The following is a 20,097-nucleotide window of genomic DNA, read 5'->3' on the forward strand; positions in this document are numbered from 1 at the left end:
CAGGTAATGGGGGGCTGCCCTCAGGCAAACCCGACCGGCAGGTTTTCCAGGTTTCTGCCGGCACCGTAGTCGCGCTCATGCTGCGACCGGCGGCGGCCGTCGCGACGAGCGGGCAGATCGATCCGGTTTTCAGCAAAGATGCCATCGGCATAAGTGCCGGTGTCATGGCAATCGGTGTCGATTTTGGGGGCAAGGATTTTCAGGATCATCGAGGTTCCTCTACGGCGCACCACCAACACTCGGAAAGGCCGCTTCGTTCCCTTTATAAACTCTGAATTATTAATAAATTAACCATAAGGGCCGGGGTCGGTGCTGCCTTTAGTCGGGTCGTTCTCGCTGGATGACGTTCAATGGGCGACTGATGACGAGGACCTCGGCAGCAGCATGTCCTCGCCCGTCCGGATCAGCCGCGCCGTGCGCGCCATCACCTCGAGCCCCGCCTCGGTCTCGGCAATCTCGGGTGCCATTTTGTCCAGCCCATCGGCCACCTGAAACAGCATCGGCAGCATATCACCCCGTCCGACCGCTTCGGCCGATCTGGCGAGCTTGCGCAACGCCTGCGAATATCGCGATATCAAGGCGAGCTTCTGGTCTGCGGGAATGTTGGAGAACGAATGTTTTTCTTGCGGCGACAGTGTTGACTTCGACATGGACGCGGACCTTTTGGACGTCAATGAACGCGCATCCGCCATTCTTTGTTCCAGCGCGGAATGCTGTGCGAGGATCGGTCGCTGCCTTGTCTCGAAGTGGCGTGGAACTCACCGACCGTGATTGCCGTTGATATCGATGAACACAGGAGGTTTCCATGCAGTTGATCGATACGCGAGTGACACAGGCCGGTGACGTCTTCACCGTCGAATTCTTGGGCGAAGGAGGAGAATCGATCTCCGTCAAGATCGACAACTCTCATGGCGAGCTCGACCACTCCACAGCCGTCGACCACGCCAAGGTGATGATGGTCCAGCTGACCAGCTTTGCGGCCGGGGAGGCGGACGGCAGCATCAACCGTTACGATGCCTTGAGCAATGGCAATTTCGACGAAGGCAGCAAGGGCCTGATCGGCCAGCCGAGCGCACGTTCGACCCATGACAGTAAGGTGCTGGAGGAAGAACTCAATGAAGGTCTTGAGGATAGCTTTCCGGCAAGCGACCCTGTTTCGGCCACGGTGTCGTCCATTCCCGCCAACGCGCGACGGCACTGAACTCATGCGTTTCTCATTCCAAATGCAGGCGAAGGCTGCCCGCTCCACCGGGCAGCCTTCTTCTTGCATGACAGATGGATGTCAAAACTGAGAAACAGCTGAAAACCGGCGGTGTCTGATTGACATGCGAGCCTTCTAGAGAGGGCACGAGAAGGAAGCACGCATCACGCGCTTCCCAGGTCTCGGAGACGCGGCCATGAAAATCATTCAGATCACCGACACCCATTTCAGTCCCAATAAGCCGCATTTCAACGGCAACTGGGCGCCGCTTCTGACCTGGATCGAAGCGACCGGCGCCGACTTGATCGTTCATACCGGCGATCTCACGGTCGACGGTGCCGACAAGGACGAGGACATCACCTTCTCGATGGATCTGATGCGCCAGGTGTCGATCCCGATGCTGATCGTCCCCGGCAATCACGATGTCGGCCACCTCAAGGGATCCGACCAGCCGGTCGATGCCGAGCGGCTGTCGCGCTGGCGCAGCCTTGCCGGTCCCGACCGCTGGCTGGAGGATGCGGCCGGCTGGCGTTTCATCGGATTGAATTCGCTGCTTCTCGGTCATGAGGATGACGAGGAGGAAGCCCAGTTCGAATGGCTCGACCAGGCGCTTTCCGACAGCGCGGGGCGGCGTGTGGCGCTTTTCGCCCACAAGCCGCTGTTCGTCGATGCGCCTGACGAAGGCGATACCGGATATTGGAGCGTTCACCCCGCTCAGCGCCGGCGGCTCTACGATATGATCTCAGCCCATGACGTGGCCCTGTTTGCCAGCGGCCACCTTCACTGGGCCTGGCAGGGCCGCTTCGACAATACCCAACTGACCTGGGGTCCGTCGGCCGCCTTCATCATCGGCAAGATGGAGCGGGAGATGCCGGGCGAGCGTCTGATCGGCGCCGTCGTCCACGAATTCGATGCCGATGTCGAAAGCACTATCGTCGCCGTTCCCGGCATGATCGCTCATGTACTCGACGAGGTCGTGCACGAGGTCTATCCGCAGGCGGTCAGAGAGCGGGAACCCGTCGAATGAGCGCGCTCTCGATTCGCGGCATCACCAAGGCTTTCGGCGACAACCAGATCCTCGATGGCGTCAGCCTCGACGTCGAGGCCGGCGAATTCATCGCGCTGGTCGGCCCCTCCGGCTGCGGCAAGAGCACGCTCTTGCGCATTCTTGCCGGCCTGGACCATGCCGACCGCGGTGAGATCCTGATCCGCGGACGGGACATGTCCGGTGTGGCGGCCGCCGACCGCAACATCGCCATGGTCTTTCAGTCCTACGCGCTCTATCCGCACCTGACGGCCTCGCAAAACATTGCGGTGCCGCTGGCAATGCGCCGGTTGTCGAGAGTAGAGCGGCTGCCTTTCGTGGGATCGCTGATTCCAGGTCAGCGCGCTACCCGCGCGGCGATCGCCCGCGACGTCAGGGAGATGGCGACATCGCTGAAGATCGACCATCTGCTCGATCGCAAGCCCGGCCAGATGTCGGGCGGCCAGCGTCAGCGCGTGGCGCTCGCTCGCGCCATGGTGCGCCAGCCAAGCATCTTCCTGATGGACGAGCCGCTGTCCAACCTCGACGCCAACCTGCGCGTCCATGCCCGCGGCGAGATCGTCGACCTGCATCGGCGCGCCGGCGTGCCGACCCTCTATGTCACCCATGACCAGGCAGAAGCGCTGTCGATGGCAGACCGCGTCGCCGTGATGATGGGCGGCAAATTGCTGCAGATCGCCAGCCCTGAGGTCATCTACGACGATCCCGCCCATATCGAGGTCGCCCGCTTCATCGGCCAGCCGCGCATCAATCTGCTTCCGGCTGCGGCCGAAGGCGGCACCATTGCTTTCGGCGGCTTGCGCCTGACACTTGAAAATGCACCAGACAGGAAGGTGCCGGTCACGCTCGCCATTCGTCCCGAATTCGTCTTTCTGTCCAAGAACCGGCATGACGGCCTTGCCGCCCATGTCGAACGCGTCGAGTTCCTGGGCTCCGAGGTCATACTCCATTGCCGGCTTGATGCGGTCGGCGAGACTGTCGTTGCCAAGGTTCAACCATCCGAAGCCTCGGGCCTTACGGCAAGCGATGCGGTGGGGCTTCGATTGTCGCCGGGCCGCACGCTGATCTTTGCCGAGGACGGCAGCCGGCTGGCCGGCAGCGTTGCAACAGGTGATGCCGGGCTCGGCAACGCCGATGCCGGGCTCGCGATGGGCGATGCCCCGCGGGAGAGGGCGCATGGCTAGCGTTGTTTCCATGGCCGCTCCGCACGATTCTGCTGTTGCGCATCGGCGTAGCGAGGCCCGCATCGCCTGGATGCTGGTGCTGCCGGCAATGATCCTGCTTTTTCTCTTCGTGCTTTTGCCGGTTGCTTCAGTCATCATGCTCGGCTTTACCGATTTCGAACTCGGCTACGGCAAGTTCCGTTTCGTCGGCTTCGAGAATTATGCCCATCTGATCACCGACCGGACGTTTCGCAAATCGCTATGGAATACGACGGTCTATACGGCGATTGTCGCACCGGCCTCGATCTTTCTCGGTCTCGGCATCGCCATGCTGATCGAGAGCGAAACCGCGGCCCGCAGCTTTTTCCGCACTGCCTATTTCCTGCCCGTCGCCTCGCTGATCGTCGCCATGGCGACCGTCTGGCAATATATGTTCCATCCGACGATCGGCCCACTGAACGCGCTGCTGGCGCTTGTCGGGCTTCCCGGCCCGAACTGGCTGGGCAGCTCCGGCACGGTACTTTACAGCCTCTCGATCATCGGCGTCTGGCAATCGGCTGGCTTCAACATGGTGCTGTTCCTGGCCGGGCTGACGGCGATCCCGCGCGAGCTTTACGCGGCCGCCGAAGTGGACGGCGCCAAATCTTCGCTCGACCGCTTCCTGCTGGTCACCTGGCCGATGCTCGGTCCGACGACGCTCTTCGTCATCACCATCAGCATCACCAATGCGGTCAAGGTCTTCGAGACGGTGAAGACGCTGACCGAGGGCGGTCCGAACAAGACGTCTGAAGTGCTGCTCTTCACGATCTACCAGGAGGGCTTCGTCTATCTGCGCGTCGGTTATGCCTCGGCGATGACGGTGGTGTTTCTGCTGATCCTGGTGGTGCTGATGTTCCTGCAGTACCGCCTTCTCGATCGCCGGGTACATTACACATGATGACCAGCGCTTTTTCCCTAGGCAGGATCATCCGCCTGAGCCTGCTTTCCCTAGGGGCGATCATCTTCCTGTCGCCTTACATCTTCATGATCTCCGCGGCCGGCAAGACGCAGAGCGATATCTTCACCTCATCGCTGTCGCTGATCCCGGCGCATCTCGCCTATGTCGAGAATTTCGCCAAGGCTTTGAGCCGGGTGCCGATGGGGCGGCTCCTGTGGAACGGCGTCGTCGTCTGCGGGCTGATCTTCTTCTTTCAGGTGCTGGTGGCGATCCCCTGCGCCTACGCCATGGCCAAACTTCGCTTCGGCGCCGCCCGCGCCATGATGGTGCTGGTCATGCTCGGCCTTCTCGTGCCGATCCATGCGACCGCGCTGCCGCTCTATGTCGCCTTCGACCGTGCCTCGCTGCTCAACAGCTATGCCGCTCTGGTCGCGCCCTTCACCATTTCGGTCTTCGCGATCTTCATGTTCCTGCAGTTCTTTCGCGCCATGCCGGACGATCTCATCCATGCCGCCCGTCTCGACGGCATGTCGGAGGTCGGCATCGTCGCCCGCGTCATCGTGCCGAATGCCTGGCCGGCGGTCACCGCCTTTGCCATCTTCTCGGTCGTCGCCCATTGGAACGACCTTTACTGGCCGCTGATCGTCATCAGCAAGCAGGACTATGCCACGCCGCCGCTCGGCCTGATGTATTTCCGCGCCGCCGAGGCCGGCGACGACTACGGCGCGCTGATGGCGGCGACCCTCATCATTACCCTTCCCCTCGTTGTCGCCTTCCTGCTCGCGCAGAAGCGGTTCGTCGAGGGCATCACCATGACCGGTCTCAAAGGCTGACCGGTTTCAACGTAAGGAGAACGAGCGATGAAACATATCACCCAGCTGCTCGCCGCAGCGGCCGTCTCGATGGCAATCGCGCTTCCCGCGCAGGCCGAGACGACGCTGACGGTCCATTACCCGATGCCGGGTTTCTTCAAGGACGTGATGGACACGATCTCGAAGAAGTTCATGGCTGAGAACCCCGATATCAAGATCCAGTTCGCCAGCCCCTCGGCAACCTATGAAGAAGGCATCCAGACGATCCTTCGCCAGGTCGGCACCAGCGAAATGCCCGACATTACCTTCATCGGCCTGAACCGCCTGCGCATGCTCGACGAACGCGACGTCGCCGTCGACCTCGGCCCGCTCGTCCGGAAGGACGGCAACATGGCCGAACAGGGCTTTTCCGACACGATCCTCAAGCTCGCCCAGGTCAAGGGCAAGCAAGTGGGCCTTGCTTTCGCGACCTCCAATCCGATCATGTATTACAACGCCGATCTCGTGAAGACGGCTGGCGGCGATCCCGAAAATCCGCCGAAGACCTGGGATGAGGTCATCGCCCTTGGCGGCAAGATCAAGGCGCTCGGCAATGGCGTCGACGGCATCGATTTCCGCTGGCAGGGTGACGACTGGATGTTTTCGGCGCTGCTCTTCGGCGCCGGCGGCAGGATGCTGAGCGACGACGAAGGCAAGGTTGCCTTCAACGGTGCCGAAGGTCAGAAGGCCGTCGAGGTCCTGCATCGCCTGGTCACCGAAGGCGGCATGCCCGTTTTCACCAAACCCGCCGGCGAGCAGGCTTTCGCAGCCGGCAAGGTCGGTTTCGAATTCCAAACGACCGGCGCTCTGCGCAACACGATCAAGAATGTCGGCAGCAAGTTCGATCTGCGCACGGCCAAGATTCCGCTGATCGACCCGGTGAACGGCCATCTGCCGACGGGCGGCAACGCCGTTGTCATCTTGACGCATGATGCTGCCAAGCAGGATGCCGCCTGGAAATTCGCCAAATTCGCCGCCGGCCCTTATGGCGCCTCCGTCGTCGTGCCCGGCACCGGTTACGTTCCGAACAACGAGCTTGCCGCCAAGTCGCCCGAATACCTCGGCGACTTCTACAAGCAGAACCCGCTGTTCCAGGCAGGCCTCAGCCAGATGCCGGTGATGATCCCCTGGTATGCCTTCCCCGGTTCGAACGGCGTCAAGGTCACGCAGACGATCGTCGACAACCTCTCGCGCATCGTCGACCAGTCGGCCGAGCCGAAGGCAGCGCTTGACGACGCAGCCGCCGATGTCGAAGGCATGCTGCCGCGCAGCTGATTGGTTCCTTAGAAGCAATAAAGCAGGCCGCCACGCCGAGCGCTTGGCGGCCTTCGTGTTTCGCACGCTTCAGATGGCGCGCACCGTGCCGCCGCGGCGAAGGGTATAGGCGATATCGAGATGGCGGGCAGGGGCGGCATTCTCCGCCATGTCGAGAAGCAGCGAGGCGGCCGTTGCTCCCATGCTGGCATCCGGCATTTCAATCGTCGTCAGCGGCGGATCGATCAGCCGGCCGATGGCGATGCCGTCGAAGCCGGCGACCGAAACATCCCCGGGCACCGAGAGCCCCTCACGCTTCAGCGCGCCGATGACGCCGAGCGCCAGAAGGTCGTTGGAGGCGATGATCGCCGTCGGAGAAGGCGAGGCCATCGCGACACCGAGATCGAGCTGGTCATAGCCGCCGACGAAGGGGATCTGCATGGCATCGCGCGGTGTCAGCCCATTCTCGGCCATGGCGTCGAGATAACCCTGGTAGCGAAGGCGCGCGCGGTCGGAGGCGGCGAAATTGCCGGAGAGAAACAGAATGCGGCGATGGCCCATGCCGATCAGGAAGGTCGCGATCTCGCGGCCCGCGCCGCGATTGTCGGCGGTGACGGCCGCCGGAAACTGCGCCGTCGGCAGGTTGTTGAGCAGCACGGTCGGCGGCAGCCTGGCAAGCAGCGCCTCGCTGGTCGACGGATCGCAGACGGTGAGGATCAGCCCGGTCGGCCGGTCGTTCAGCAGTGCTGCGACGGCATCGGCCTCGCGCGCCGGGTCGTAATTCGACTGGGCGATCAACACGCCGTGGCCGGCAACCAGCATGCGGTTCTGGATGCTCGACAGCGACGAGGCAAAGACCGGATTGGTGATGCTCGGAATCAGCACGCCGACCACCGGCCTGCGCCCAATCCGCCCGACGGACAGGCCGGCCGGGCGGTAGCCGAGTTCCGCCGCGGCGCGGCGCACCTTGCGCACCATCAGGTCGCTGGCCGGTCCGTTGCGGTTGAGTACCCGGCTTGCCGTCGCCAGCGAGCATCCCGCCCTGAACGCGACCTGCTCCAATGTCGCCATCGAAAACGCCTCCTGGTGACAGATAAGGCGCAATCCCTTAGGAGACTTCGATGACATTGGTCTGACACAGGCGGCTAATTCGAGTTTTCACTTCTTATCCAATCACACACATGGAAGTTGAAGCGAAATGCAACCTGTGGAATAGTCAGATCAACGCTTCCCATCTCTTAATGCTTATCTCCTGGACAAGAATGTCTCACAAAATGGAATGCGCCGCCGCCTGGCGGTTTCTCGCGACCGTCTCCCTTGTCGCAAACTTCGCCTCGCCGGCCTATGCGGACACCCTGTCCGCGTCCTGGCCACAGACGCAAAGCGATCTCCAGGCCGATTCCGACGTCCATTTCGGCACGCTCGCCAACGGTATGCGGTTTGCGATCATGCGCAATGCCACACCGCCCGGACAGGCCGCAATCCGCTTTCGCATTGGCGCCGGCTCGCTTGAGGAAAACGACAACCAGCAGGGCCTTGCGCATGTTCTGGAGCACATGGCTTTCAAGGGTTCGACGCATGTCGCCGAAGGGGAGATCATCCGTATCCTGCAGCGCAAGGGCTTGGCCTTTGGACCGGACACCAACGCCCATACCTCTTATGATGAGACTGTCTATGCGCTCGATCTTCCCGAGGTCGATGCCGACACGGTTTCAACGGGCCTGATGCTGATGCGAGAGACGGCAAGCGAGCTGACCCTCGATGCCGGCGCCTTTGATCGCGAGCGCGGCGTCATCCTGTCGGAGGAACGGCTGCGCGATACGCCGCAGTATCGCGCCGGGCTCGGAATCATGAATTCGTTGCTCGCTGGCCAGCGCGCGACCATGCGCGCGCCGATCGGCAAAGCCGACATTATCAGCAATGCGCCGGTGGACCTCGTTCGCGATTATTACCGGGCCAACTACCGGCCGGATCGGGCAACGCTGATGGTGGTGGGCGATATCGACCCCGCCGCCATGGAAATCGAAATCCGGCAGCGCTTCGGCGACTGGAAGGGCGTGGGTCCGACGCCTGCTAAACCGGATCTCGGCACACTGGAGACGAAAGGCGAAAGCACCGGCGTCCTCGTCGTTCCCGGCGGCATGACTAGCGTACAGATCGCCTGGACGCGTCCTTACGACGCCACGGCGGACACCTTCGCCAAGCGCCGCACCGAGCTTGTCGAAGATCTCGGCCTGATGGTGCTCAAACGTCGGGTGAGCACCATCGCCAGCAAGGCGGATGCCCCTTTCATCAGCGCGGGCGTCGGCTCCCAGGATCTCCTCGATTCCGCGCATGTCGTGCTGATCTCGGCAAATTCCGAGCCGGACAAATGGCAGGCAGCCCTCACGGCCATTGACCAGGAACAGCGTCGCATCGAAGAGTTCGGCGTTGCGCAGGCTGAGATCGATCGCGAAATCCTCGAATATCGCTCGGCCCTCCAGGCTGCCGTGGCCGGAGCCGAGACGCGCACGACCACCGACATTGCTTCCACACTGGCCAGCAGCGTCGATGATAATCAGGTCTTCACGTCGCCTGCCCAGGATCTCTCGCTGTTCGAAACGATGACGAACGGCGTCACGGCGGCCGAGGTCAATCAGGCCCTGCAACTTGCTTTCACAGGCAACGGTCCGCAGGTCGTGCTGCAGACAGCCCAATCACCGCAGGCCGGCGCCGATGCGGTACGCCAAGCCTATGACGCTTCAAAGGCTATTGCCGTCTCGGCGCCAGCCAGTGTCGCTGACGTCGCCTGGCCCTACACCCATTTCGGCGAACCCGGGGCTGTGGTCGAACGCCGCGCCGTCGATGATCTCGGCTTGACCATGGTGCGCTTTTCCAATGGCGTACGGCTTACCGTCAAGCCGACCAAGCTGCGCGCCAACGAAGTGCTGGTGCGCGAAGATATCGGCCGCGGCCGACTGGATCTACCGCACGACCGTCCCGCCCCGATCTGGGCATCCCCGGCCGTCGCGCTGTCCGGCGTGAGGGCCATGGATTACCAGGATGTACAGAAAGCGCTGACGGCCAACATCGTCGGCATCGACTTCTCGGTCGGCGACAGCTCCTTCCAGTTCGACGGTCGTACACGGACTGAAGATCTTGTGACGCAATTGCAGCTGATGACGGCATATACCTCTGATCCCGCGTACCGCCCCGAGGCGTTCAAGCGTGTGCAGCAGGCCTATTTGAGCGGCCTCGATCAGTATCAGGCGACCCCCGGCGGCGTCGTCAGCCGTGATTTCGCAGGTCTCGTGCATTCCGGCGATCCGCGCTGGACCTTCCCCGATCGCGCTGAGTTGTCCGCCGCCAAGCCAGGCGATTTCGAGGCGGTGTTCCGGCCTATGGTTTCCAGCGGCCCGATCGATATCACCATCGTCGGCGACGTTACGGTGGTCGACGCAATCCGGCTGACAGCTGAAACCTTCGGAGCTTTGCCGCCGCGCCCGGAGGCGGGGCCGAGCAATGCTCGGGGCGACGTGCGGTTTCCGGCGGCGAACGAGAAACCCGTTTTGCTGACCCATAGCGGCAGGGCAGACAACGCCGCCGCCGCCGTAGGGGCTCCGATCGGCGATTTGCTCTCCGATCTGCCGCGGTCCTTCACCGCCAATATTGCCACCCAGATTTTCCAAAACAGGCTGATCGACCGGTTTCGTATTACAGAAGGCGCAAGCTACGCCGTGGAGGGCGACGCTAATCTGTCAAGGGAAGTCCCCGGCTATGGCTACGCATTTTTCTATGTCGAGACGGCCCCGGCAAAGATTGCGCGCTTCTATGCTCTTGTCGACGAGATCGCCAACGACCTGCGGGCGCATGATGTCTCTCCGGACGAGTTCGCGCGTGCACGGGAACCCATTATCGAGACACTGAAGCATCAGCGGCAGAGCAACGAATATTGGATCGAATATCTGCGCGGCGCTCAGACGGATGCGCGTCGTTTAGATCGGATACGCGACAATCTCAGCGGCTACGACAAGGTCACCGCCGGCGATATCCGCGAATTTGCCAAGACCTATTTCAGCCCGGAAAAATTCTGGAAATTCGAAGTGCTGCCGGCTGCGGTCCGATAGGCGCTTCGAAGCCCCGCCGGCGCATCTCGTCTCGGATGGGACCGGATCCCGGCGCGAGACATCGTCCCGCGCAGCCGTGCGGAAAAGAGGTGCGTCGTGCACTCGCTCATGAGCGGCGTTTGACCACGCGCATATTCATCTCCGCGCGAAGCGTAAAGCCGAGCGCGAGATAGAGGGAAATGGCGGATGTGTTTGCCGCATAGGTATGCAGATAGGCGGTATCGCCGTTGGATGCGATTTCGCCGGCAACGAAGCGGAAGAGCAGGGTGCCGAGACCGCGCCCCTGGAAATCGGGATGGGTGCAGAGCCCGCTGAGCTCGATGAAACCGGTCTGCCGCATCCGCTGCCCAGCCATCGCCACCAGCTGCCCGTCGCTTCTGATGCCCCAGAAGCTCCCCACGCACTGGGCGCGCAGAGTGAATGGCCCGGGTTTGGTCAGTGTCGCCAAAGCCAGCATGTCGGCGGCGTCGGCCTCCGTCAGCATCTCGATGCGGGAATCCGAAATTTTCGCATTCGGCTGCTCGGCAATCATCTGGACCAACGGTGCCTCCGTGGCGATGGCAAGGCCCGCTGGAATGGCGATCGGCCCGGCTTCGACGAGGATCATGCTCTCCTCCTGCGAAGGCAGGTTCTCGAGGGCGTCGAGGCTTTCGGGCCTATCGTCAGCGGAGGCGGCGAAGGAGACGATCGATGGTGGGTATCGCCGCGCGTTTTCGTTCCCCTCCGCAAGGCCGGCATGCGCCGTCTTAAGCGCGGTCCAGATCGGCCGGTCGAGGATATGGGTCATGCTTCTTCCTCCTTGCCGGGCTTGCGGCGCGCAAGCGGCACCGCCGCAAGCCCGTCCTCGATGGCTGCGAGCTGTTGGAGAATAGGCCCTTCGAGATCGCCGCAAAGATCCGCAACGGCGGCCGCGATGCGCGGCCAGATGACCGTCTTCGAATGATCGACGAGGTCCTGTCCCCTGGCGGTCAGCGAGACCAGTCGGCGGCGCTGATCGTCCGCGGCCGGCTGCATATCGACAAAGTCGAGTTCGAGAAGCTGGCCGATGGTACGCGTTGCACCGGGCTGGGTAATTCCTACTGCCTGGGCAAGCTCGCCGATCGTCAGCGGTCCGGCCCTGTCGATTGCCGCAAGAAAGGGATACTGACCCGCCTGGATGCCGAGACCGGCCTCGTCGATGACCTGCTGCGTATCGGCCTGCAGCCTCTCTCCAATACGCCGCAACCGGCTGCCCATGCACAGAAAGCCGAGCGTTCGGACCACATCCTCGACCATGCCGCCTCTCCATTTACAGTACAGGTTATATAACAGGTTATATAATTGATCAAATCGGAAATTTGGGGGCATGTGAGGCTAACTGCGAGAGCAGCAGAAGGAAAACGCCCTGGCGTGACCCGCCGCATATCGACTTCAGGCGCCACGGTCGCCGCACGGCTTGAGGATCGCCGGCCTATATCGCGATGGGCCGCGCCGCCCGCCAGACCAGGGGAACCAGCACCAGGGCGGCGGCCGGAAGCACGATCCAGTTGATCGTCTCCCAGCCGGAACTGTGGAGAAGCGATCCGGCCGAGAAGGACGCGCAGGCGACTGTACCAAAGACAAGGAAGTCGTTTGCACCCTGCACCTTGCTGCGTTCCGCCGGCGTATGGCAGTCGGCCACCATGGCGGTTGCGCCGATGAAGCCGAAGTTCCAGCCGATCCCGAGCAGAACCAGCGAGAGCCAGAAGTGGGCGATGTCGAAGCCGGAGAGCGCGACGGCCGCCGAGCAGCCGATGAGGAGGAGACCGACGGCTGCGATCCGTTCCTTGCCGAAGCGCACTATCAGGCGGCCGGTAACGAAACTCGGGGCATACATGGCGAGAATGTGCCATTGGATCCCCAGTGCCGCCTGGTCGATCGAGTGACCATGCCCGACCATCGCGATCGGTGACGCGGTCATCACGAAGGTCATCAAGCCATACGAAACGACACCGGTTGCGATGGCGAGGAGATAGCGCGGCGAGGTCAAAATCTGGACAAGCGGCCGTTCCGGGGCGCTTTCCGGTGCATGAGCCGCCCGCGGCGTCGATGTGCGAAGAAAGAGCAGCACCGGAAACGCCAAGGCGGCAAGGGCGGCCTGGCTGAGGAAGCTCCCGGCAAAGGGTGTTCCCGGAAGGGCGTCGCGCGTCCAGATGACGAGCTGCGGCCCGATGATCGCGGAGACCAGGCCGCCGACCATGACCCGGGCGATCGCTTTATGGCTCTGCGACCCGGTGGCGTTGTCGGTCGCGGCGAACCGGTAGCTCTGAACATAGGAGGAGTAGAAACCTGCAAGACAGGTGCCGAGACAGAAGACCAGGAAGCTGGAGAGCACGATCCCCAGTGCAGCGATCAGACCGGAGATCATGCCGATCGCCGAGCCCAGCAGATAGCCGGGCTTGCGTCCGAAGCGACGCATCACCCAGGCGGCGGGGAGCGTCCCGAGTGCCAGCCCAAGGCTGAGAAGACTGACGGGAAGGGTAACGAGATCGGGATCCGCTGACAAATGCTGTCCGACCAGACCGCCGAGCGAGACGATGATCGGGGCATTGGCGCCACCGAAGGCCTGCGCAATGGTAAGGACCCAGGAGTTGCGCTTCGCGACTGCCGGGTCGGCCGAGGCTTGATGTATGATGTTCATCTGGAATCCATCTTCGACAGAATGTCGGCGACTGCTCGACCCGCAGCGGTAACTGCGCCGGCAAGGTAACCAGGTTCGGAGGGGCTTGTCTCGCTCTCTGCCAGGATGAGGTGGTCCTTCCACAGGCCAGACACCCATTGCGGCTTCCGGGAAGCGGATGCCCGCCGCCGGCGCACAGCGGCGGTGATCCAGGCCGCAGTCGCGGCGAGGAGCGTCGCCCTCGTGCGCAAGGCGCTCGTGGCGCAGGAACTCGACAGCGGCAGGCTGGTCCATCTGTTGCCGGATATCCGCTGGCCGGTGAAGTGGGCGTATTACATCGTCGCCTCGCCAAAGGCGTTGCGTCGATACCAGGTTGCAGCGTTTCACGACTGGCTAGCCTCACGCCCGATGTAACGCCGAGGAGTAATCCCCGAACGCAAGACTGATCGCTTCAAACAGCCATATTCGAGGCTGCCGACATCACTTCCCGAGGGGCGGGACCGCCGAACATATGGCGACCACCCTCTTCGACTTCCGTGAAACACCAGCGCACGACGCCATCCCGATCGAGCAGGAATTCGCCGACAAGCTGGCCATAGCCGGTAGCGATCATCTGCGTGTCATCCTCAGTGAATTCGTAACCATCCGCCTTGTCGAGATAGTCCACCGCCGCCATCACGTCCATGGGCTCCGGGAGCTCGCCCGGCATGTCGATACGCATCGAGGTCACCGTGCTCATGCTGAGCTTGTGCGGCCAGTCATTCTCGGCTTCGGTGAACTGGACATTTGGCAGGCCGAACGCCCTGTGCGACATCCGCTCAGGGTCGGAGGCCGCCAGCAGGTTGGGAAGCGGGTGGTAGCGGAAATAGAGGCGGGCACGGTCGATCGGCGTATTCACCACAGTCAGGCTGTCGATACCTTTTTCCTGCAATGCACCGGTGAGTTCGGCCATGGCGGCGATCTGCCGGCGGCAGAAGGGGCAATGCAGTCCGCGGAACAGCCCGACAAGCACCGGCTTTTGACCGCGAAAATCGTCGATGGCGATCTTGCCCTGGCGGGTGATCGCATCCAGCACCACGTTCGGCGCGCGATCTCCAGGCTGCAATGGTCTTTCCGAGTGGTTCTCCTGCATGTTTAATTCCTCCCTTTATCTGTCTGAATCAGTTCGACTAACCGATCTCCAGTCGTGGTACGAAGAGGAGGATCAGTCGAGGAACGGCAAGACGACAAGTGTGCCTGGATCGAGGTTGTGGCGAATGCACACATCCTGTGCCAGCGTGAAATACCGCTCCGCCTCGTCCATGTCGTCATGCTCGAGGCTCAGTGTCGCCAAGCCATCATAGCACGGAAAGAGCAGTTGCGGCTCGTCAATTTCCTTCGCAACCTCAAGGGCTTCCTCGTAATACTTACGAGCTAGCTTCGGCTCCCCGTGGCACTGATGAATCTGCCCGAGGACGATCAGCGGCACGGAGAGATGATCGCGCTGATCGAGAGCCCGGTCGATTTCGACGGCCTTCTCCGCCGACGGAACACCCTCGGCGGCGCAGCGATCGGTAAAGGTACAGCAGGAAACGGCGAGATTGGCGAGAAGCCGCGCCTGGAAGCCGAGATCGCCGATACGGGTGGCGACCTCCAGTCCGCGCCGGCAGATCCTGATGGCGTTGGCCGGGTCGACGATAGTGTAGAGAACGCCGAGATTGGAATAGGCGCGGCACGCTGCACTTTGCAAATCGGCCTTTTCGGCGACCGCAAGGCTGCGCTCCACTTCCTGCACGGCATCGCGGCGGCGTCCAAGGCGCGCCAGAGCCACACCCTTGGTGTTCAGCGCCTCCGCCATCGCGCGCGCCGCCTCCCGCCCGGCCTCGGTCGTTCCGTCGACCGGCAGCGTCTGCAGGCATTGCAGCGCCTGCGTCGCCCACTCGGCGGCGGCAGCTTGATCGCCCATGCGGAAGGCGAGATGGCCGCGCTCCTGCAGCAGATGCGCGTGCTCGACCGGCGCATCGATCGTCGCGATCATCGCTTCGGCCGCGGCGCAATGGGTCTCCGCCTGGTCGCGGCGCCCCGCATCAAGATGTAGACGGCCAATCTTTCGCAATATCCTCGCTGCAGCTATCCGGTCGTCTTTGGCGCGGTGGATCGCCAGCGCGCTATGATAATGGTTCAAGGCATCGTCGCGCCGGCCCGCAGGACCACAAAGATCGGCAAGACGCTCCAGCAGCGCCAATTGCTCCGGCGTCACCTCCGGCTCGTTGGCAAAGGCCGCAAGCGCCTGACGGTAAAGGCGCATCGCATCGTCATTGGCATAGGTTTTGCGCGCCAGATCGCCCGCCGCCATCAGATACCCGGCTCCCTTGGCCTTTTCGGTCGTCAGGCTGAAGTGATGGCCGAGCTGCGCCAGATGCTCCGGCCGATCGGGCGCCGCGCCATATTGGTGTTCCAGAACCCGGCCGATCCGAAGATGAAGCTCCATGCGCCGTTGCAACAGGAGATTATGGTAGATGACGTCGTGCATCAGCGTCTGGCTGAAACGATAGCCCGGCAACCCGCCGGCATCGGGACCGCGCAATTCTTCGATGATATTGGCATCGCAGAGAAAATCCAACGCGGCATCGATCGCGCCGGGGTCGGTCGCCACGGTGCGGAGGAGGGCGGTATCGAACTTCGGGCCGACCACCGCCGCCTCCTGCGCCAACCGTCTTATCTCTTGCGGCAGACGATCGACGCGAGCAAGCAACAGCGCTTGCAGATTGACGGGTATATCGACATCCGTATCGTCGGCCGCGAAATGCCAGCGCTGACCGTCATTGTGCAACGTGCCCATGTCGATCAGCACCCTAAGGATTTCTTCGATGAAAAGCGGATTGCCGCCGGCGCGGTCGAGGATCCGCTTTCGCATCGTCACCGGCAACTTGCCATGACCCTCGCCGAAAAAGGCAGCAAGCAGCTTCTGCCCCTCGGCTGCAAAGAGCGGTTCAAGACGCTGCACGGTGACGTTGACGCGATTGGAGTTCAGCGGATCGGTCTGCGATGTCGGCCGGTAGATCGCAAGCAGCATCAGCCGGCTGCGCTCCAGCCGATCCATCATGAAGCGGAGCACTTCCAGCGAGGCAACGTCCGCCCAGTGCAGATCCTCGATGACAAGCAGCAAGGGACCTTGCGCCAACCGCCGCTCGAAGACGGTGCGCACCGCATAGAAGATCTGTCGTCGCAACTGTTCCGGCTCGATGTGCCGTAACGCCCCGTCGGGATCGCCGAGACCGAGGACATGCAGAAAGAGCGGCAAAAGTCCCTCGACGTCCTCCTGCGTGAGATCGAGCGCGCGGAAACCTGTCGTCAGCAGTTGCCGTGTCCTGTCGAGATCATCCCGCTCGCCGATGCCATAAGCGCTGCGCACAACCGCGGCGAGGGTGCCATAGGATTGCTCGCCGAGGGGAGAGCAGGTGGCTCTGCGTATGGCAAGGCCCTGGAATCGGGCCGCATTGGCGGCGGTCCCGACGAACTCGTCGACCAGCCGCGACTTGCCGATACCGGCCTCGCCGATCAAGCGGACGAGCTGCGCCGCACCGCCGCAGGCAAGATCGAGGCATGTCAGCAACCGCGACAACTCCGTATCCCGTCCGATCATCGGCGCCTGAAGGCCGAAACTTTCGAGCCCGCGCGCCGTATGCGGCGCTTCCAGCAGCCCGGTCAGCCGATGGACGAGGACGTTTCCGCTTTTGCCGCGCAGGGTCTGTGCGCCCAGACTGTCGAAGGCAAAGGCATGGCGGGTGAGCCGATAGGTCAATGGCCCGACCAGGATATCGTTTTCGCCGGCCATCGATTGCAGGCGCTGGGCGGTGTTCACCGTGTCGCCGGTTACGGAATAGGATTTTGTGCTGACTGCGCCGAAGCCGCCGGTGACAACAGGTCCGCTATTGATGCCGATATGCAGACGCAGCGGCACGCCGGCGCGTGAGCGCCAGCGCGCGCCGACTGCAGTCGCCCGACCGATCATATCGAGTGCGGCCCCGAGCGCCCGAACCGGATCGTCCTCATGTGCGACCGGCGCGCCGAACAGCGCCAGCAGCGCATCGCCGACGAACTTGTCGACGAAGCCGCCATAGGCCTCGACCGCCTGGGTCATCTCTTCGAACAATTCGTTCTGCAGCAGCCGCATGATTTCAGGATCGATCTGCTCGCTCAGCGTCGTGAAACCGCAGAGATCGGCAAAGAGCACGGTCACCGGCCGCCGGTCGGCGTCGCCATCGGATTTGGACGGCACCACCTCGATGCTTGGCTTCGGCGCAGGCTGGGCTTTGCCTGAGATCGACGCGCCACATTTGGGGCAAAAGGCAAAATCGGGCTGACAGGGATTGCCGCAAGCGGCGCAGGAAAGAGGCTGCCTTGCGCCGCATCGCGGACAGAAGGCAAAACCGCTTTGAACATCGAAACCGCAGCCGGCGCACTCCATCGCAGGCATCTCACGAAAACCGATATGTGACGGCTAGGTCAGCCGCAACCACGGGCTCTTAAAACAGAGGATCAGCATGAACCTGCTGCCCCGTGCCGGCAAGCACTAAACAGCCGGGGGAACGCCGATTGCCGTTGAATACATGGCGCTCTTGAGATCCGCGCCGAATGTCGGATGACGTCATCTCGTCCCTGCAAGAAACTGCCGAAATCTTTCGGATTTCGGATTGGTAAAAAGTTCGTCAGGTTCGCCCGCTTCTTCGACGACACCCTTGTGAAGAAATACCACTTTACTGGAAACGTCTCGCGCGAACCCCATCTCATGCGTTACAACCAGCATGGTCCGACCTTCCTCAGCAAGAGAGCGCATCACCTTGAGCACTTCTCCGACGAGTTCGGGATCAAGCGCAGAGGTCGGCTCGTCAAACAGCATGACCCTGGGCCGCTGCGCGAGTGCGCGAGCGATCGCAGCCCGTTGCTGCTGCCCGCCAGACAAGTGCGCGGGATAGAAATTTCGCTTGTCGACGATGCCGACCCGTTCGAGCAGAGCTTCAGCCTCGGCGATGCATTCGGCGCGGTTGCGTTTCTGCACGTGCACCGGCGCTTCGATCACATTCTCCAGGATGGTCATATGAGACCAAAGGTTGAAGCTCTGAAACACCATGCCGATGTGTTCGCGCATCCGATCGACTTGCCTGCGGTCAGCGGGCTCCGTTCTATGCCCCGCTTTCTTCAGAGCATACATCTCACCGCCGATGCGAATTTCTCCGCTGTCGGGGACTTCGAGCATATTGAGGCACCTGAGCATCGTCGATTTTCCGGAGCCGGATGAACCGAGAATGGAAATCACATCTCCCTCATGTGCTTCCAGGGAGACCCCCTTCAAGACTTCCAGTGGGCCAAAGCATTTCCGAAGATCCTTGACCGAAACGGCAGCGCTTTTATCATTGTTGTCGCTTGCCAAAACTGTTCCCCTGTCAGACATGCACACTCCCGTTTAAGATTGCAGCCGCATGCGCATGTGAGGCGAAAGCCAAAATTCGACCACCATGAGCATGCGCGTAACGACGAAAATGATCGCAAGGTAGATCGCGCCTGCGACGATGAAGATCTCGAAAGCGCGGAAGCTGTCGGCGATCAATTTTCCAGCCAGGCCGGTGACTTCCATGATCGTGATGACAGACGCGAGTGCCGTTGCTTTGAGCATCAGGATGATCTCGTTGCCATAAGCTGGCAGCGCATGCCTGATGGCAATCGGCAGGATGATGCGTCTGAACAAAAGAACGCCCGACATGCCGCAAGCGCGTGCCGCCTCGATCTCCTGGATGGAGACGGCCTGCAGGCCGCCACGGAAAATTTCGCTGCAGTAGGCCGCGGTGTTCAGAGTGAGCGCTAGCACCGCACACCAGTAGGGTTCGCGAAAGAACCCCCAGACGCCAAGATCCTGTAGCTCATGCCGGAATTGGCCAAGTCCATAGTAGATCAGGAACATTTGGACGAGCAGGGGCGAACCCCTGAATATGAAGACATAAGCGCCGGTTAAGGTTCGACCCATCGCACCGCCGGTCACGGCCAGCAGCGAAATCGCAAGCGCCAAGGCGCTTCCTGCGAGGATGGATGTAATTGCAAGCTCAAGGGTTAGCGGCAAACCGCCCAGAAGCGTGAGAAACGTTTCCCACAGAAAGCCCGTATCCATCACAACGCCCCCCTTATGCCCTGGGTCGTTCGAGCTTCCATGCGTCGGAACAGGATTGAAGAGAACCAAGTGATGACGAGATAGAGGACAACGGCCATCAGGTAGAACTCGAAGGGCCGGCGGGTAGAGCCGGCCGCGATTTGCGATTGGCGCAGGAGTTCGACCAGACCTGTGACAGAGACCAATGCGGATTCCTTCAGCACGAGTTGCCACGTATTTCCGAGACCCGGAATGGCGTAACGAAGGACGAGTGGAGCAACGATGCGCCTGAATTTAGGCCATGGCCGCATACCGACGGCGCTGGCGGCTTCGATTTCACCGCGTGCAACCGATCTGTAGGCTCCGCGAAAAACCTCAGCCTGATAGGCGGCCGAAACCACGCCAAGCGCCAGGGTTCCGGTTAGAAATGCCGGCATTCCGATGAATCCTTGATAGCCGAACAGACCCCCCACGGATCCGAGGAATGCACTGCCGCCAAAATAGAAGAGATAGATGACCAGAAGGTCCGGCACACCGCGCAGAATGGTCGTGTAACCGTCGGCGAGCCATCGGATGGCCATGTGACGGGATAGCTGCATGAAGGTGATAATCGTGCCGATTACCGTTCCAGCGAGAAAACCGCAGACGGATACACCGATTGTCATGGCGGCTGCGGTCAGAAGGAGCCAACCCCAACCCGTTTGCCCGAAGCCAACCAGAGCCAGGTAACTGTCGATAGGTGCCATGCGTGGACCTCTTGGTGAAGGATCGGGTTTCA

Annotated in this window: 19 protein-coding genes; 8 read left to right on the top strand and 11 right to left on the bottom strand. The window is 61.9% G+C overall.

The genetic code is table 11. The features are described from left to right. Positions 1-20 precede the first annotated feature (20 nt). Positions 21-209, bottom strand: a complete 189-nt coding sequence (locus HJB82_RS05095; protein ID WP_221139651.1) for a hypothetical protein — start codon at positions 207-209, stop codon at positions 21-23. A gap of 138 nt (positions 210-347) precedes the next feature. Further along, positions 348-650 carry a hypothetical protein gene (locus HJB82_RS05100; protein ID WP_207584312.1) on the bottom strand — a complete coding sequence of 101 codons (303 nt, stop codon included), beginning with the start codon at positions 648-650 and terminating at the stop codon, positions 348-350. A gap of 155 nt (positions 651-805) precedes the next feature. Between HJB82_RS05100 and HJB82_RS05105 the strand changes: the two genes are divergently transcribed. The 6 genes from HJB82_RS05105 to HJB82_RS05130 all read left to right on the top strand — a co-directional run bounded on the left by HJB82_RS05105 (position 806) and on the right by HJB82_RS05130 (position 6,472). After that, positions 806-1,201 (top strand): hypothetical protein, encoded by a 396-nt coding sequence (locus HJB82_RS05105; RefSeq protein ID WP_221115980.1) that lies wholly within the window; start codon positions 806-808, stop codon positions 1,199-1,201. Positions 1,202-1,397: 196 nt separating this feature from the next. Next, positions 1,398-2,228, top strand: a complete 831-nt coding sequence (locus tag HJB82_RS05110; protein ID WP_221115981.1) for a metallophosphoesterase — start codon at positions 1,398-1,400, stop codon at positions 2,226-2,228. Further along, complete coding sequence (locus tag HJB82_RS05115) at positions 2,225-3,430, top strand: ABC transporter ATP-binding protein (protein WP_221139652.1); 1,206 nt, start codon at positions 2,225-2,227, stop codon at positions 3,428-3,430. Before HJB82_RS05110 ends, HJB82_RS05115 begins: the two co-directional genes overlap by 4 nt. Next, positions 3,423-4,346, top strand: a complete 924-nt coding sequence (locus HJB82_RS05120; RefSeq protein ID WP_221115983.1) for a carbohydrate ABC transporter permease — start codon at positions 3,423-3,425, stop codon at positions 4,344-4,346. The genes HJB82_RS05115 and HJB82_RS05120 overlap by 8 nt, the downstream gene beginning before the upstream one ends. Then, entirely contained in the window at positions 4,343-5,179 is an 837-nt protein-coding gene (locus tag HJB82_RS05125; protein WP_221115984.1) for a carbohydrate ABC transporter permease, read from the top strand. Before HJB82_RS05120 ends, HJB82_RS05125 begins: the two co-directional genes overlap by 4 nt. A gap of 27 nt (positions 5,180-5,206) precedes the next feature. Then, positions 5,207-6,472, top strand: a complete 1,266-nt coding sequence (locus HJB82_RS05130) for an ABC transporter substrate-binding protein (protein ID WP_221139653.1) — start codon at positions 5,207-5,209, stop codon at positions 6,470-6,472. Between the two features lie 69 nt (positions 6,473-6,541). Here HJB82_RS05130 and HJB82_RS05135 read toward each other — a convergent pair whose 3' ends face one another. Further along, a complete protein-coding gene (locus HJB82_RS05135) occupies positions 6,542-7,522 on the bottom strand; it encodes a substrate-binding domain-containing protein (RefSeq protein ID WP_221115986.1) in 981 nt (326 codons plus the stop codon). Between the two features lie 191 nt (positions 7,523-7,713). Between HJB82_RS05135 and HJB82_RS05140 the strand changes: the two genes are divergently transcribed. Next, positions 7,714-10,557: a pitrilysin family protein gene (locus HJB82_RS05140; RefSeq protein WP_221139654.1), complete on the top strand. Its 2,844-nt coding sequence runs from the start codon at positions 7,714-7,716 to the stop codon at positions 10,555-10,557. Positions 10,558-10,663: 106 nt separating this feature from the next. Here the strand turns inward: HJB82_RS05140 and HJB82_RS05145 are convergent, their stop codons facing one another. The 3 genes from HJB82_RS05145 to HJB82_RS05155 form a co-directional block, all read right to left on the bottom strand. Then, positions 10,664-11,344, bottom strand: a complete 681-nt coding sequence (locus HJB82_RS05145; RefSeq protein ID WP_221115987.1) for a GNAT family N-acetyltransferase — start codon at positions 11,342-11,344, stop codon at positions 10,664-10,666. Further along, positions 11,341-11,832: a MarR family winged helix-turn-helix transcriptional regulator gene (locus HJB82_RS05150; protein ID WP_221115988.1), complete on the bottom strand. Its 492-nt coding sequence runs from the start codon at positions 11,830-11,832 to the stop codon at positions 11,341-11,343. The genes HJB82_RS05145 and HJB82_RS05150 overlap by 4 nt, the downstream gene beginning before the upstream one ends. 175 nt (positions 11,833-12,007) lie before the next feature. Further along, the gene (locus HJB82_RS05155) at positions 12,008-13,216 is read right to left on the bottom strand and encodes an MFS transporter (RefSeq protein ID WP_221115989.1); all 1,209 of its coding nucleotides are present in this window, start codon (positions 13,214-13,216) and stop codon (positions 12,008-12,010) included. 105 nt (positions 13,217-13,321) lie between these two features. Here HJB82_RS05155 and HJB82_RS05160 point away from each other — a divergent pair, with 105 nt between their 5' ends. Next, positions 13,322-13,609 carry a LysR substrate-binding domain-containing protein gene (locus tag HJB82_RS05160; RefSeq protein ID WP_259669483.1) on the top strand — a complete coding sequence of 96 codons (288 nt, stop codon included), beginning with the start codon at positions 13,322-13,324 and terminating at the stop codon, positions 13,607-13,609. 37 nt (positions 13,610-13,646) lie between these two features. Here the strand turns inward: HJB82_RS05160 and HJB82_RS05165 are convergent, their stop codons facing one another. From HJB82_RS05165 to HJB82_RS05185, 5 genes are all read right to left on the bottom strand, one after another. After that, entirely contained in the window at positions 13,647-14,327 is a 681-nt protein-coding gene (locus tag HJB82_RS05165; protein WP_207580492.1) for a peroxiredoxin-like family protein, read from the bottom strand. Between the two features lie 72 nt (positions 14,328-14,399). Then, the gene (locus HJB82_RS05170) at positions 14,400-17,645 is read right to left on the bottom strand and encodes an adenylate/guanylate cyclase domain-containing protein (protein WP_207584313.1); all 3,246 of its coding nucleotides are present in this window, start codon (positions 17,643-17,645) and stop codon (positions 14,400-14,402) included. 180 nt (positions 17,646-17,825) lie between these two features. Beyond that, entirely contained in the window at positions 17,826-18,629 is an 804-nt protein-coding gene (locus HJB82_RS05175; protein ID WP_207580493.1) for an ABC transporter ATP-binding protein, read from the bottom strand. A gap of 12 nt (positions 18,630-18,641) precedes the next feature. Beyond that, on the bottom strand, positions 18,642-19,340 hold the full coding sequence (locus HJB82_RS05180; RefSeq protein ID WP_207580494.1) for an ABC transporter permease: 699 nt from the start codon (positions 19,338-19,340) through the stop codon (positions 18,642-18,644). Next, positions 19,340-20,065, bottom strand: coding sequence for an ABC transporter permease (locus HJB82_RS05185; RefSeq protein WP_207580495.1), 726 nt, complete (start codon positions 20,063-20,065; stop codon positions 19,340-19,342). The genes HJB82_RS05180 and HJB82_RS05185 overlap by 1 nt, the downstream gene beginning before the upstream one ends. Between the last annotated feature and the right edge of the window lie 32 nt (positions 20,066-20,097).

Origin of the sequence: Rhizobium sp. NZLR10 (assembly GCF_019685125.1) — a bacterium.
In the GTDB taxonomy this organism is placed as follows: Bacteria; Pseudomonadota; Alphaproteobacteria; order Rhizobiales; family Rhizobiaceae; genus Rhizobium.

Coding starts and splice junctions, on each gene's coding strand:
- HJB82_RS05095 (WP_221139651.1), bottom strand. CDS start 209: ATGATCCTGAAAATCCTTGCCCCCAAAATCGACACCGATTGCCATGAC.
- HJB82_RS05100 (WP_207584312.1), bottom strand. CDS start 650: ATGTCGAAGTCAACACTGTCGCCGCAAGAAAAACATTCGTTCTCCAAC.
- HJB82_RS05105 (WP_221115980.1), top strand. CDS start 806: ATGCAGTTGATCGATACGCGAGTGACACAGGCCGGTGACGTCTTCACC.
- HJB82_RS05110 (WP_221115981.1), top strand. CDS start 1,398: ATGAAAATCATTCAGATCACCGACACCCATTTCAGTCCCAATAAGCCG.
- HJB82_RS05115 (WP_221139652.1), top strand. CDS start 2,225: ATGAGCGCGCTCTCGATTCGCGGCATCACCAAGGCTTTCGGCGACAAC.
- HJB82_RS05120 (WP_221115983.1), top strand. CDS start 3,423: ATGGCTAGCGTTGTTTCCATGGCCGCTCCGCACGATTCTGCTGTTGCG.
- HJB82_RS05125 (WP_221115984.1), top strand. CDS start 4,343: ATGATGACCAGCGCTTTTTCCCTAGGCAGGATCATCCGCCTGAGCCTG.
- HJB82_RS05130 (WP_221139653.1), top strand. CDS start 5,207: ATGAAACATATCACCCAGCTGCTCGCCGCAGCGGCCGTCTCGATGGCA.
- HJB82_RS05135 (WP_221115986.1), bottom strand. CDS start 7,522: ATGGCGACATTGGAGCAGGTCGCGTTCAGGGCGGGATGCTCGCTGGCG.
- HJB82_RS05140 (WP_221139654.1), top strand. CDS start 7,714: ATGTCTCACAAAATGGAATGCGCCGCCGCCTGGCGGTTTCTCGCGACC.
- HJB82_RS05145 (WP_221115987.1), bottom strand. CDS start 11,344: ATGACCCATATCCTCGACCGGCCGATCTGGACCGCGCTTAAGACGGCG.
- HJB82_RS05150 (WP_221115988.1), bottom strand. CDS start 11,832: ATGGTCGAGGATGTGGTCCGAACGCTCGGCTTTCTGTGCATGGGCAGC.
- HJB82_RS05155 (WP_221115989.1), bottom strand. CDS start 13,216: ATGAACATCATACATCAAGCCTCGGCCGACCCGGCAGTCGCGAAGCGC.
- HJB82_RS05160 (WP_259669483.1), top strand. CDS start 13,322: ATGAGGTGGTCCTTCCACAGGCCAGACACCCATTGCGGCTTCCGGGAA.
- HJB82_RS05165 (WP_207580492.1), bottom strand. CDS start 14,327: ATGCAGGAGAACCACTCGGAAAGACCATTGCAGCCTGGAGATCGCGCG.
- HJB82_RS05170 (WP_207584313.1), bottom strand. CDS start 17,645: ATGGAGTGCGCCGGCTGCGGTTTCGATGTTCAAAGCGGTTTTGCCTTC.
- HJB82_RS05175 (WP_207580493.1), bottom strand. CDS start 18,629: ATGTCTGACAGGGGAACAGTTTTGGCAAGCGACAACAATGATAAAAGC.
- HJB82_RS05180 (WP_207580494.1), bottom strand. CDS start 19,340: ATGGATACGGGCTTTCTGTGGGAAACGTTTCTCACGCTTCTGGGCGGT.
- HJB82_RS05185 (WP_207580495.1), bottom strand. CDS start 20,065: ATGGCACCTATCGACAGTTACCTGGCTCTGGTTGGCTTCGGGCAAACG.